The following is a 12,507-nucleotide window of genomic DNA, read 5'->3' as shown; positions in this document are numbered from 1 at the left end:
TTTTAAAATAGATTTAAACTATAGCTTTGTTAGTTTTTTATAGTTGAAACTAATTGTCTTATTTTGATGTTAAATGCTGCAAAAAGTAAAGTCATAAATGGACTTAATAAATTAAAGAAAGCATACGGAAGATAATCAAATGTTTCTACACCTAATGTTCCTGATTGATATGCACCACACGTATTCCAAGGAATTAATACAGAAGTAACAGTACCAGAATCTTCTAAAGTTCTACTTAAATTTTCCGGAGCTAGTCCTTTATCTGCATAAGCTTTGGCAAACATTTTTCCAGGAACAACAATAGCTAAATATTGATCGGATGCTGTAATGTTTAAGGCCAAACAACTTCCTACGGTTGAAGCAAAGAGTCCAAAAGTTGATTTGGCAAGATTTAATAATGCTTGACTTATTCTGGATAAGGCTCCAATGGCATCCATTATACCTCCAAAAACCATAGCACAAAGAATTAGCCAAATGGTGCCTAGCATTTTTTGCATTCCTCCTGATTTGAATAGGTCAGTTAGAGTGCTGTTTTCTGTAGGTATGACAGATTCAGTTGTGATTGCGTTTAAAACACCTTTATAAGCATTTGCAAAATTTAATGTTTTGCCACCTGAAAGCATTAAAACAATTTCTGGTTGAAATAGTATAGCAAAAACACCAGCTAATAATGTGCCTATTAGTAATGCGATTAAAGGTTCTGTTTTCTTAACAATTAAACCAATTACAATGATGGGGACAATAAATAACCAGGGAGTAATATGAAAGGCCTTTTGAATGTCTGCTAACAATGCAGATGAATCTGCCATTCCAGTAGTGTCTACTGTTAACCCTAGTATAATAAAAAGAATTAAAGAAACAATATAGGTTGGAACGGTTGTGAGCGACATGTATTTGATGTGTGTAAATAAATCAGTTCCTGCCATTGCTGGAGCTAAATTTGTTGTGTCTGACATTGGCGAAAGCTTATCACCAAAATAAGCTCCAGAAATTACAGCTCCAGCAACCATGCCTAATGGAAATCCTAAAGTACCACCAATTCCAATTAATGCAATACCTACTGTTGCTGAAGTAGTCCAAGAGCTTCCAGTTGCAATTGAGATGACGGAACAAATGATTAAGGTGGCTGGTAAAAAAATAGCTGGGCTTAAAATTTGTAACCCATAATAAATCATAGATGGTATGATACCACTAATTAGCCAAGTACCCGCCAAAGCACCTACCATTAGTAATATCAGAATAGCACCAGCTGTAGATTTAATGTTTTCGGCTACTTCATCAATCATTTTTTGATACGTAACTTTGTTGAAAAAACCTACTATTGCTGCTACTGCTGCACCAAGTAATAAAATAAATTGATTGCTTCCGCCTAAAGCACTGTCTCCAAATACATATACATTATAACCAAGCATTACTACTAATGCTACTACAGGGATTAAAGCTTCCCAAATATTTAATTCTTTGTTTTTTATAATTTTTGTGTCCATTTATTTTTTTTGAAGCCGCAATATAGCCAAAGTGTTACGATTAGCAAAAGATTATCGTTAAAACTATAGTGAGTTGTTGTTTTTTAGATATCTGTTTTTTTTTGAGATAAAGATTATCTTTTTCTGAAAGTTTCTTTGATGATATCATTTGGAAAAACCACGAGACTTTCGTTGCCATTTTTGCCAACAGTTGCAACACCAAAATAATAATTATCAATAACAATGCCTTCTAGTTCAAAATTATCTGTTTTTCCTACAAATCGGCTAAATTCCCATTGAGAAGAAGTAGTTAGTCGCCAATATATTTTATATCCAAAAATGTTGTCATCTTCTATTTTATCCCATTTTAATTTTACATTCGCTTGTACAATTCCTCCAATTTGAACATTTTTTGGAGCTGGAGGCGCCCAAGCTAAAGAAGCTAAATTTATAGCATTTACAGTAGTTAATTTTTTAGCGTATTCGAAATTAACACCTTCTAAGACATCACCATATTTAATGTCGTTTTCAGTTCTAATATTCTGATGTTGTCTATTGTAATTTTCATGTGCTTCCATAATTCTAACGCCTGCAAATCCTAAATCATTAAAGGGACGATGATGACCGCCTCTTCCAAAACGATCTAAACGATAGATCATCATAGGATTCATTTCTGGCATATAGGTTTTGGTAGTTTTTTCGATATAACGTGCCAATTGTCTTGAATTTCCGTCAACCTCTCCTCCATAAAAGCGTCTTAAGTTGCGCTCTTTTTCCGTTTCATTTGCGGGTGTAGGCTCTGAAAAAATACGAAAGGTTCTGTTGTCTATTACACCATCCACACCTTCAATATTTCCAATCATATCGTTATTGAGTACACCTATAATTTCCCATCCTTTTTTTTGGGCATAATTGGCTAATCCTTTACCTCCAAATAATCCTTGTTCTTCACCAGAAAGGCCAACATAAATAATACTATTTTCAAATTGATATTTAGAAAGAACTCTTGCAGCTTCCATCGTTCCAGCCATTCCTGAAGCATTATCATTCGCTCCAGGAGCATCGTTAGTGTAGTCCATAGTGTCAGAATTTCGACTATCAATATCGCCACTCATAATAATATATCGATTCGGATATTTTGTTCCTTTTTGTATGGCTACAACATTTACAATCCAAGTGTCTTTTGGAACGCGTTCACCATCATTTGTAGTTACAAAATCTTTTTGGTAAAACACCTCTAAACAATTTTTGCAATCTTTAGAGATGCTTTCAAATTCCGATTTGATCCATCTACGTGCTGCACCAATACCTCTTTTATTGGAAACCGTATCACTAAAGGTGTTTCTAGTGCCAAATTCGGTTAATTTAGTAATGTCGTTTTTAATTCGTTCTGCTGATACCTTATTAATAATGTCGTAGATTCTAGTGTCTTGTCCGTAGAAATATAAAGGAATTTGCAAACAAAAAAAGAATAATATTTTTTTCATTGTAGTTACTTTCTTTCAAAGATAAAAAAAATCCAACTACTGTATTTGTAATTGGATTTTATAACATATTCGTTGAGATTTATTATAAAACGTTTAGTTCTTTCATGCATTCTTTCATCATTTGATACGTTCTTTCGATATCATTATCTAAACCAATAGAAAAACGGATTAAACCATCTGTTAGACCCATTTCTTTTTGTTCTTCTAATGGGATTTCCGATGAAGTTGAGGTTCCTGGAGCACTGAATAGAGTTTTGTAAAAACCTAAACTTACTGCTAAATATCCTAAATTTCTTTCCTGCATTAACTCCATTAATTCATTTGCTTTTTCAAGAGAGCCAACATCTATCGTCATCATACCTCCAAAACCATATTCAGGATTAATCATGTTTTTATAGATTTCATGACTTGGATGACTTTTTAACCCCGGATAAACTGTTTTTAAGCCATCTTGTTCAAATTTTTCAGCTAAGTAAGCAGCATTATAGCTGTGTTGTTTGATTCGTAAATGTAATGTTCTAAGGTTTTTCATTACACTAGCACTCCTCATGCTGTCCATCGTTGGTCCTAAAAGCATGCTAGCGCCCGTATTTACATTTTTTAAATCATTGATGAATTCTTGTGAAGCACAAACGACACCACCAACAGTATCACTACTACCGTTAATATATTTAGTAAGAGAATGAATAACTATATCTGCTCCTAATTGAATTGGAGAAACTGAAAGCGGTGAAAAAGTATTGTCAACCACTAATTTTAAATTGTGTTTTTTTGCAATTTTTGATAAACTTGATAAATCTGCAACTTCTAATAGTGGATTACTCACTGTTTCACAATAGATTACTTTTGTGTTTGGTGTAATGGCAGCTTCTACGCTTTCTAATTTTGTGATGTCCACAAAAGTAGTTTGAACTCCCATTCTAGGAGCAAAATTCTTTAAAAAAGCATAGGTGCCACCGTAAATAGTTCGGCTAGAAACGATGTGATCACCATTTCCGCATAATTGTAAAAGAGTGGGAGTAATGGCACCCATTCCGGAAGCAGCTACGTTTGCTGATTCTGTTCCTTCCATAGCCGCCAAGGCTTTGTCTAAATATAAATTACTCGGGGAAGAGTGTCTAGAATATAAGTAACAACCTTCTGCATTCCCTTCAAAAGTATCAAACATGGTTTTTGCAGAAAGGAAAGTATATGTTGAACTATCAGAGATAGATGGATTAACACCGCCAAATTCCCCGAAATATTGTAGGTCTTGAATTTTGTCAGCAGGATTGAATGTGCTCATAAGGAATGTTTTTTAATTTGATTCAAAATTGAGTAAATCAAATTAAATTTTCAATATAAATTATTTTTTTTAGAATTAAACACTATTTAATCTTTTAAAAATAGTTTTTTATACTATAATTTTGTATTTTTGATTAAAATTGTAAAAAATGAAACTAGATGCTATAGATAAGAAGCTACTTGAATTGTTACAAACTGATACTAAAAAGACCACTAAAGAACTGTCTTTAAAATTAAATTTATCAGTTACAGCTGTTTATGAGCGAATTAAGAAGCTTGAAAGGGAGCAAGTAATTCAAAAATATGTAGCTCTTTTAGATAAGTCAAAAATAGAGAAAAATTTTGTGGTTTTTTGCCATGTAAAATTAATTCAGCATAATATCGATTTGATTGCTCAATTTGAAAAAGAAGTAGTTAAACTTGACGAAGTGTTAGAGTGTTTTCATGTGAGTGGAGATTATGATTACATTTTGAAAATTTATGTTAAAGATATGGAAGCGTATCGTGAATTTATGGTTACTAAACTCACAACGATTCAACATATTGGAAGTACACATAGTACTTTTATGATTGGCGAGGTAAAAAATACTACTGTTTTTAGATTGCAAAATAATTAGTTTTTTGTATTTTAGCTACCCTAACAAATAAACATTATTTAAACATGAAAAGTAAATTTTTAAACATTGAAGGAGCACAAGTTCTAACTAAAGAAAACCAAAAAAATATTTTTGGAGGAATTAGCGGAAATTATGATTTATCAAAATGTGGATGTTCTTGTAGTGGTGCAGTAACAGGTCCATATTACTGTCAAAAGTTCATTGCTTGTCCACAAGTATATACTTGTCAAGATGAAATTTAATTCATTTTGAATTTTAAAATAATAGAAGTCTGTCATCATTGGCAGACTTTTTTATTTTTAAATATCTCTAAATAATGCAGAAAAAGGATTAATATTTCATAATTTTGTACTTTTAAATTAAATCAAAGAAATAATATATTATGAGTCAATTTGATGTTACCATTATAGGTTCTGGTCCAGGTGGGTACGTATCAGCAATACGATGTGCTCAGTTAGGATTCAAAACCGCAATTATTGAAAAATATGCTACTTTAGGTGGAACTTGCTTGAATGTAGGATGTATTCCGTCTAAAGCTTTGTTAGCCTCTTCACATCATTATGAGGAATTACAACATTTTGCAGACCATGGAATTGAGGTTTCGGGAGATGTTAAGATTAATCTGGAAAAAATGATTGCGCGCAAACAAGCGGTTGTGGATCAAACGTGTAGTGGTGTTAAATTCTTAATGGACAAAAATAAAATTACTGTATTTGAAGGTGTGGGGTCATTTGAAGATGCTACCCATATAAAAATTTCAAAGAAGGATGGTTCTTCTGAAGTAATTGAGTCAAAAAATACCATTATTGCAACAGGTTCTAAACCATCTAATTTACCTTTTATACAAATTGATAAAGAAAGAGTAATTACTTCAACTGAAGCTTTAAAGTTACCAGAAGTTCCTAAGCATTTAGTGATTATTGGAGGTGGAGTAATTGGTATTGAGTTAGGTCAAGTATATTTACGTTTGGGAGCTCAAGTTTCTGTAGTAGAATATATGGATCGAATTATTCCTGGTATGGACGGTGCTTTGTCTAAAGAATTGACAAAAGTATTGAAAAAGCAAGGAATGAAATTTTACACATCTCATAAAGTAAAAGAAGTTTCACGAAATGGAAACAATGTGACAGTTAAGGCAGATGATGCGAAAGGTAAAGAATTGGTTTTAGAAGGAGATTACTGTTTGGTAGCGGTAGGGCGTCGTCCTTATACTGATGGTTTACATGCTGATAAAGCAGGGGTGAAAATTTCTGAAAGAGGTTTAGTTGAAGTAAATGATCACTTACAAACCAATGTTTCTAATATTTTTGCCATTGGTGATGTAATTCGTGGCGCTATGTTAGCTCATAAAGCGGAAGAAGAAGGTGTTTTAGTGGCAGAATATTTAGCAGGACAAAAGCCACATATTGATTATAACTTAATTCCTGGTGTGGTCTATACATGGCCTGAAGTAGCAGCTGTTGGTAAAACAGAAGAGCAATTAAAAGAAGCTGGTCTGGCTTATAAAGCAGGTAACTTTCCATTTAAGGCGTTAGGAAGAGCAAGAGCTGGTGGTGATACCGATGGATTTGTTAAAATTTTAGCAGATGCCAAAACGGATGAAGTTTTAGGTATTCATATGATTGGTGCTCGTTGTGCTGATTTAATTGCAGAAGCGGTTACGGCGATGGAATTTAGAGCTAGTGCTGAGGATATTTCGAGAATGTCTCATGCGCATCCAACATTTGCAGAAGCGGTAAAAGAAGCGGCTTTAGCAGCAACGGATAATAGAGCTTTACATGTGTAAGTTAAAAAAAAATCATAGTGCAAAAAAGCCAAATTCATTGAATTTGGCTTTTTTGTTTTTAAAAGGATTAGGCTTTTAAAATATCTTTATAACTGTTCCAATGCGAATAAATTAGAAATAAATTTCCTAAAAATAAGACTAATGCAATTGGTAGAGCTTCTTTTGTTGGGAATATATTTAAAAGTAAAATGTTGAGTGAAACAGGAAGTAAAACCAAATTGAAAAGACGTACAAATTTTCCAGACACATAAGAAAGGCCAACTAGTAATTCTACAGATTTGGCTAAAGGCATTAAGTATTTCGTTGCCATAAATCCGGCAAAAACTGTTGCCATATCACCAGTAGGAGTAGGTTGTTCTCCCATTGGAAAAAAATAAGTAATGGAAGCAAAAAGTAAAAATAATCCCAAAAGGATACGAATAATAATCGTTGCAATTCTCATATAAATAGTTTTAAGGTTAGTATATCAAATATAGCTAAATTAAGTATTCGTTTTATTTACGTAGTGCAATTTATATTAATAAAAAAAGTCGCAACATTTGTTGCGACTTTTTTATAATTTTCAGAAAATGAAAGATTAACCTCTTCTTTTTTCTTTAATTTTTGCTTTTTTACCAGTAAGTTCTCTGAAGTAGAAAATACGAGCTCTACGAACTTTACCTCTTTGGTTTACTTCAATTTTTTGTAATGCTGGCATATTAACTGGGAAGATACGCTCTACACCAACAGCACCAGACATTTTACGAATTGTAAAAGTTTCAGTTAAACCAGAACCTCTTCTTTGGATTACAACACCTTTGAAGAACTGAGTTCTTGTTTTTTCACCCTCTTTAATTTCATAATACACAGTGATTGTGTCTCCAGAATTAAAATCTGGGAAATCTTTTTTTGCAACGAATTCGTTATTTACGAAATCAACTAAATTAGCCATTTTGTATAAAATAAATGTTTGATTCAGAGCAACATACACGTCCTTCGCTAGAGGTTGGTCCAAATGTGGGTGCAAAGATAATTAAAAAAAACAATTTTCAAATTCGAAAGCCTAATATTTTTAGTTGAAATGCCTCTTTTTGAAAACTTTATTTTTGAGTTAAGTTTTTGAAAATTATTCTTTTAATAAATCAGGACGTCTGTTTTTAGTATGTTCATAGGCTTTTTGTTCTCTCCATTCTTCTATTTTTGGAAAATTTCCGCTTAGTAAAATGTCTGGAACTTTCCAACCTTTATATTCTGCGGGTCGAGTATAAACGGGAGGCGCTAACAAATTGTCTTGAAAACTATCAGTCAAAGCTGAAGTTTCATTGCTTAAAACCCCTGGAATTAATCGTATAATACTGTCGCATAAAACGGCTGCTCCTAATTCACCACCTGATAATACATAATCTCCAATTGAAATTTCTCGGGTTATGAATTGATCACGAACTCTTTGATCTACACCTTTATAATGGCCGCAAAGGATGATAATGTTTTTTAAAAGCGACATGCTGTTAGCCATTCCTTGATGTAATGTTTCACCATCTGGAGTCATGTATATTACTTCATCGTATGCGCGTTCCCTTTTTAATTTTGAAATACAATCATCAATAGGTTGAATACTCATTACCATTCCTGCCCCACCGCCAAATTGATAGTCGTCCACACTTTTTTGTTTGTTAGTCGTGTAGTCTCTTAAATTGTGAAAATGAACTTCAACCAATCCTTTTTCAATAGCTCTCTTAAGAATAGAGGCTTCAAAGGGACTTTTAATCAATTCAGGTAAAACAGTAATAATATCGATGCGCATGGTACTTCTTTATTTCAAGTGCAAATTTTCAAAAACAAGTGTGCAAAGGTAAGTAACTTAAAATGGATACAAAAAAGAATTAAACTCCAAATTGTCTTAAATGATGATCTAAATGTTTCCATTGAAGATTGTTCCAATCTTTTTCTGTGAGTTTACCCCAAAAAGGATGCGTTTCTAATTGTACTACTTGAAAGCCTTTACTTAATTTTTCAACACTTTTTATTAATTCGTTCCTTGTGGCTTCAAAATCATAGGTTTCCTTACGAATGAATTCTTTAGCTGTAGGAGTATTTTTTTTAAATTCTGGAGCATCTAACCATGATTTTTTCATCAATCTTCCCATAATTCTTAGTGGAATAGGAACATTTATTTTCTCGGTTCCCAAGGCTACATTAATAGGAGCTATACAATGAGAGACCATTTGATCTACACTCATTTTACCCCAGAGTGCTTTAGACTCAGGGGTTAGATTGTGAATTCTTGCTATGATTTCTTGATTGTCTTTTGGATCAAAAATGTTTTTCATAGGTCTAACTATTTAGCATTAGAAAAATAATAATAGATATGTCTTTTTTAATTTTGAATGTATTTTATCCTGTTTTTATAGTATAGAAAAGCGTTCATTGGTTAATTTGATAAATTTTTGATTGGGGTCGAAGTATAAATATACTGGTTTTTTCTCTAAAATAATTTTAATTGATTTATTAAATTTAAAAAAAGCGGATTCTATTATTTTGCTAGTTCCATCAGAAAACTCGATGGCAATTTCAACACCATCATTAAAAAGAACGTTTGTTTTTTTTCCTTTTCCATTTTCATAATATTTATGAGCTATTAAATCAAAGTATAATTCGAAAGTGTTTTTGTTTTCTTTTACAACCATGTTTTTTGCTTGAAAATTATAGAGAGTAATTTTTTTAAATAAGTCATCAATTTTAGGGTGTTTTTTCTTCTCTGTAATGGCATATAATTCATTTAAAAAATCAGTAGTAATAGGGTTTTTATTAGGATACTTGTATTTGTTTAGAAAGTTTTTCAATGCTTCATTTGTTTTTGCTTCACCTATTTGTTCACTCAGTTGATACAGTACAACCATACCTTTTGAATAGTTAAGGTGTGTTTGGTTATGATTGACTTTGTATAATGGTTTTTCAGTTTCAAAATTTCGTTCGTTTAAATAAATTCCAGTATGAAGATTCACGTTTTCCAATACTCTTTTTTGTCCGTACATTTTTTTTGCTAGCATAAGTTCGGTGTACATGGCAAAACTTTCAGTAAGCATTGTATAACCTTCTCTGTCATCTGGATTAATTTGGTTGTTTCCCCACCAAATATGTGATAATTCATGACCAGCTAATTCATTAATAACATCTTGTTGTTTATCCGCTTTGATATTGCTGTGAAATAGGGTGTTTTCGGTCATGAAAATAGTATTGGGATAAGCAGTAGCTGCAAAACCTTTGGTAAAAGAAGAAATTTCAGCAAAACGGATGGTTTTAAAAGGATATTCACTAAAATTTTGTTCACAATAATCGAGGGTGTTTTTAACGTTTTTGATTAAATGCTCTACATTTTCACTATGTTTAGGATGATAATAAACTTCAATTTTTTTTCCTTTATAAAGCGTTTCTGTTAAGGAATAACGAGCGGAAGAAATGGCAAAACGGAAAGGAATAAGATTTGAGGTCTCATAAACAAAATAGTTTCTATTCTTCTCTTTCCATTGATTTGTTAATTCACCTACACTAATGGCGGTTTGATCATTTTCAGTTGAGATTGTCATTTTTAGATATATAAAATCATCTGTTTTTGTTTTTGGAGTTTCTAGTTTTTTTATAGAAGTAGCATCACCAAGCTGAAAATTTGCTCTTTGTTCTTTTTTCTCTATTTCTCTATCTGCTTGGTAACCAAATTGAGGATAATACCTGCTAATTCTCATGAAAGAACCATTAGTTACAATTGCATTGAAGGATTGATGACCATTTACAGGAAACCATTGGTACTCTAAAACAAAATTAAAAACAGCCTCTTCTTGCGGTAATAAATCTTTTTGTAAGTTGATGATTTCGTATTGATTGGTTACTGTATAAGAAGTATTGTGTACTTGTAAAATAGCTTTTTTTATGTTGAAATCATCACTAAAATTTACTAAAATTTCTGTAATAGGTTTGTTGGTTTTGTTTTGAATGTGATATTCACCTGTAATACGATATCTATTTTGGCTAGGGAATAAAGCAACATTAGTAATAACATTCGTAATTGAGGGTTGTGGTTTGTTTTGAAATTTTCGAAATTGTTTTTCATAGAAGGCTTGATTTTTCAATATTTCTTGTGCATTTTTAAATTGAAAATCCTTAGAAAAGAGAAATCCACTGACTCCAATCATAAAAACCAATACAACTATAATAGTAACTTGAAGATGTTTTTTTTGTTTTCGTAGCATTTGTGTGGCCATATATAATAGTAATCCAACAAAAGAAAAACCAAAGAGTAGTAGCCAAACATAAGAATACCCATATACTCCGAAACCATTCATGTCGCTATAAACTGCTTTTAATGGGATTTGAAAACGCAGTAAAGGATGAATTAGAAAACTTTTCCCTATAGCAGTTGCTGTTAATAAAACAAAAATAGAAGAAATGGTTAATCCAGCATATTTGTTTGGAATCCAATGTTGAATCAGGCAAATAAGTCCTGCACTTAGTAATAAAGGACAATTTGCAAAAAGATAGATGCCAAAATAGGCTTTCCAGTCAATGAAAGTATAATGGTAAGTAACCTGAAATAGTATGCCTAAAAGTAATAGTAGAGTGCTTAACCCAATACTAATGATGGATAAACTTAGCCATTTTGAAACTAGCTTTACCAATTCGTTCTGCGGTGTGGCATTTTCAATGAGATGAAAACGATTTGTTTTACTTCGCCAAATAATTTCATGTCCATAAAAAAGAATAATTATAAGTCCAAGAATTGGAAAAGTATCTATAATAGTATTGGTTACTACTCCTGAAGTTGCATATTTTTGAGGTAACCTGATTCCTTTTTCGATAGCGCCATAAATTTCCATACCTACACTAAAAAGTAGTCCTAAACAAATTAAAATAAAAGGGATACTTTTTACAATATATTTTAAATGTAAGCGAGTTGAAGATAATAACATTTTGAATGCAGTATACCAATTAAAAACAGGAATGACTTTTTTTATTGGTGCATGCCTATTCTTTTTGATTGTAGATATTGGGTTCTTTTTAAGTGATTTTCTGCTTTTAATTTGAAAAGAAAAAAAATGATACGTACTGCCTAAAAAACAGATAGAAAGTAATAAAACGACAACTCTGTTGATAAGGAAATAACCTTCTGGAAATATAATCTCGGTGTTTTTTTGAGTGATGGAATAAGTATTGGTTTGCATGAAAAAACCAGAAAGACCAAATGGATCAATAAGTGCAGCTATTTTTCTTGCTTCTTCCGATTGAGGCATCGATTGTGCCATAAACGGGGAATTGGAAAATAGTAAGGCAACCATATATAAAATGTAGATAAACAAACCTGAAATATAAGTCATTAGTTTGTTTTGAGTTAACCAACTAATGCTACAAATAAGCGCACTACAAAAAAAAGTATTAATCCCACCTAATAAAATGACTGGTATAAGGTAATTTAATATGTCAAAATGAATATAATCGTTAGTATTCCATTTTATTTGTTGACCAATAAGATAGCCTAAGACAAGAAGAGTAAAAAATAGAAAACTAATCCCAAATACTAAGATAAACCGATTTTTTAAATATACTTTTTTAGTAATTGGTGTAGCATAAAGGATGAGATTAAAGTGTGCTTCTTCCTCTTTAAAGAGTATTTGTGAAGCTAAAAGTGTGGTGAAAAGAATACTTAAAAGGCTTAGAAAGCCAATCATATAAAATAAGGTATAAGGTGCGTTTTTGTAGATTTCAGAACCTACAGAAATGGAAAATTTAGTACCGGCAAAAACCCCTATGCTTACAATGAAAACCATAAGGAGATGGAATCTTATTTTTTTAAAATAAGACTGCAATTCAAATTGTAATAAAGCATTCATGGTCGT

Annotated in this window: 11 protein-coding genes; 3 read left to right on the top strand and 8 right to left on the bottom strand. The window is 31.9% G+C overall.

Translation table 11 applies throughout. The features are described 5' to 3' along the window. Positions 1 to 29: 29 nt before the first annotated feature. The 3 genes from nhaC to NHF47_RS16115 form a co-directional block, all read right to left on the bottom strand. Positions 30 to 1,487, bottom strand: coding sequence for a Na+/H+ antiporter NhaC (nhaC, locus tag NHF47_RS16125; RefSeq protein ID WP_252765885.1), 1,458 nt, complete (start codon positions 1,485 to 1,487; stop codon positions 30 to 32). A 113-nt stretch (positions 1,488 to 1,600) separates the two neighbouring features. Then, entirely contained in the window at positions 1,601 to 2,953 is a 1,353-nt protein-coding gene (locus NHF47_RS16120) for a M28 family peptidase (protein WP_252765884.1), read from the bottom strand. Positions 2,954 to 3,035: 82 nt separating this feature from the next. Beyond that, positions 3,036 to 4,238, bottom strand: coding sequence for an aminotransferase class I/II-fold pyridoxal phosphate-dependent enzyme (locus tag NHF47_RS16115; RefSeq protein ID WP_252765883.1), 1,203 nt, complete (start codon positions 4,236 to 4,238; stop codon positions 3,036 to 3,038). A gap of 148 nt (positions 4,239 to 4,386) precedes the next feature. On the opposite strand from NHF47_RS16115, the gene NHF47_RS16110 reads away from it, so the two are divergent. The 3 genes from NHF47_RS16110 to lpdA all read left to right on the top strand — a co-directional run bounded on the left by NHF47_RS16110 (position 4,387) and on the right by lpdA (position 6,640). Beyond that, positions 4,387 to 4,854, top strand: coding sequence for an Lrp/AsnC family transcriptional regulator (locus NHF47_RS16110; RefSeq protein WP_252765882.1), 468 nt, complete (start codon positions 4,387 to 4,389; stop codon positions 4,852 to 4,854). A 44-nt stretch (positions 4,855 to 4,898) separates the two neighbouring features. Continuing rightward, on the top strand, positions 4,899 to 5,096 hold the full coding sequence (locus NHF47_RS16105) for a hypothetical protein (RefSeq protein ID WP_252765881.1): 198 nt from the start codon (positions 4,899 to 4,901) through the stop codon (positions 5,094 to 5,096). A 140-nt stretch (positions 5,097 to 5,236) separates the two neighbouring features. Beyond that, positions 5,237 to 6,640, top strand: a complete 1,404-nt coding sequence (gene lpdA, locus NHF47_RS16100; RefSeq protein WP_252765880.1) for a dihydrolipoyl dehydrogenase — start codon at positions 5,237 to 5,239, stop codon at positions 6,638 to 6,640. Positions 6,641 to 6,707: 67 nt separating this feature from the next. On the opposite strand, the gene NHF47_RS16095 is transcribed toward lpdA, so the two are convergent. The 5 genes from NHF47_RS16095 to NHF47_RS16075 form a co-directional block, all read right to left on the bottom strand. Continuing rightward, a complete protein-coding gene (locus NHF47_RS16095) occupies positions 6,708 to 7,082 on the bottom strand; it encodes a DoxX family protein (RefSeq protein ID WP_252765879.1) in 375 nt (124 codons plus the stop codon). Positions 7,083 to 7,217: 135 nt separating this feature from the next. Next, complete coding sequence (gene rplS, locus NHF47_RS16090; RefSeq protein WP_140996265.1) at positions 7,218 to 7,571, bottom strand: 50S ribosomal protein L19; 354 nt, start codon at positions 7,569 to 7,571, stop codon at positions 7,218 to 7,220. Positions 7,572 to 7,745: 174 nt separating this feature from the next. After that, a complete protein-coding gene (gene trmD / locus NHF47_RS16085; protein ID WP_252765878.1) occupies positions 7,746 to 8,423 on the bottom strand; it encodes a tRNA (guanosine(37)-N1)-methyltransferase TrmD in 678 nt (225 codons plus the stop codon). A 79-nt stretch (positions 8,424 to 8,502) separates the two neighbouring features. Continuing rightward, positions 8,503 to 8,949, bottom strand: coding sequence for a DUF1569 domain-containing protein (locus NHF47_RS16080; protein WP_252765877.1), 447 nt, complete (start codon positions 8,947 to 8,949; stop codon positions 8,503 to 8,505). A 75-nt stretch (positions 8,950 to 9,024) separates the two neighbouring features. Beyond that, complete coding sequence (locus tag NHF47_RS16075) at positions 9,025 to 12,501, bottom strand: M1 family aminopeptidase (RefSeq protein ID WP_252765876.1); 3,477 nt, start codon at positions 12,499 to 12,501, stop codon at positions 9,025 to 9,027. Positions 12,502 to 12,507: the final 6 nt, after the last annotated feature.

Source organism: Flavobacterium sp. NRK F7 (assembly GCF_024054195.1).
In the GTDB taxonomy this organism is placed as follows: domain Bacteria; phylum Bacteroidota; class Bacteroidia; order Flavobacteriales; family Flavobacteriaceae; genus Flavobacterium.
The sequence above is the reverse complement of the archived record's forward strand: the minus strand, read 5'-3'. Positions and strand labels throughout refer to the sequence as shown.

Coding starts and splice junctions, on each gene's coding strand:
- NHF47_RS16110 (WP_252765882.1), top strand. CDS start 4,387: ATGAAACTAGATGCTATAGATAAGAAGCTACTTGAATTGTTACAAACT.
- NHF47_RS16080 (WP_252765877.1), bottom strand. CDS start 8,949: ATGAAAAACATTTTTGATCCAAAAGACAATCAAGAAATCATAGCAAGA.
- NHF47_RS16095 (WP_252765879.1), bottom strand. CDS start 7,082: ATGAGAATTGCAACGATTATTATTCGTATCCTTTTGGGATTATTTTTA.
- NHF47_RS16115 (WP_252765883.1), bottom strand. CDS start 4,238: ATGAGCACATTCAATCCTGCTGACAAAATTCAAGACCTACAATATTTC.
- NHF47_RS16075 (WP_252765876.1), bottom strand. CDS start 12,501: ATGAATGCTTTATTACAATTTGAATTGCAGTCTTATTTTAAAAAAATA.
- nhaC (WP_252765885.1), bottom strand. CDS start 1,487: ATGGACACAAAAATTATAAAAAACAAAGAATTAAATATTTGGGAAGCT.
- lpdA (WP_252765880.1), top strand. CDS start 5,237: ATGAGTCAATTTGATGTTACCATTATAGGTTCTGGTCCAGGTGGGTAC.
- trmD (WP_252765878.1), bottom strand. CDS start 8,423: ATGCGCATCGATATTATTACTGTTTTACCTGAATTGATTAAAAGTCCC.
- rplS (WP_140996265.1), bottom strand. CDS start 7,571: ATGGCTAATTTAGTTGATTTCGTAAATAACGAATTCGTTGCAAAAAAA.
- NHF47_RS16105 (WP_252765881.1), top strand. CDS start 4,899: ATGAAAAGTAAATTTTTAAACATTGAAGGAGCACAAGTTCTAACTAAA.
- NHF47_RS16120 (WP_252765884.1), bottom strand. CDS start 2,953: ATGAAAAAAATATTATTCTTTTTTTGTTTGCAAATTCCTTTATATTTC.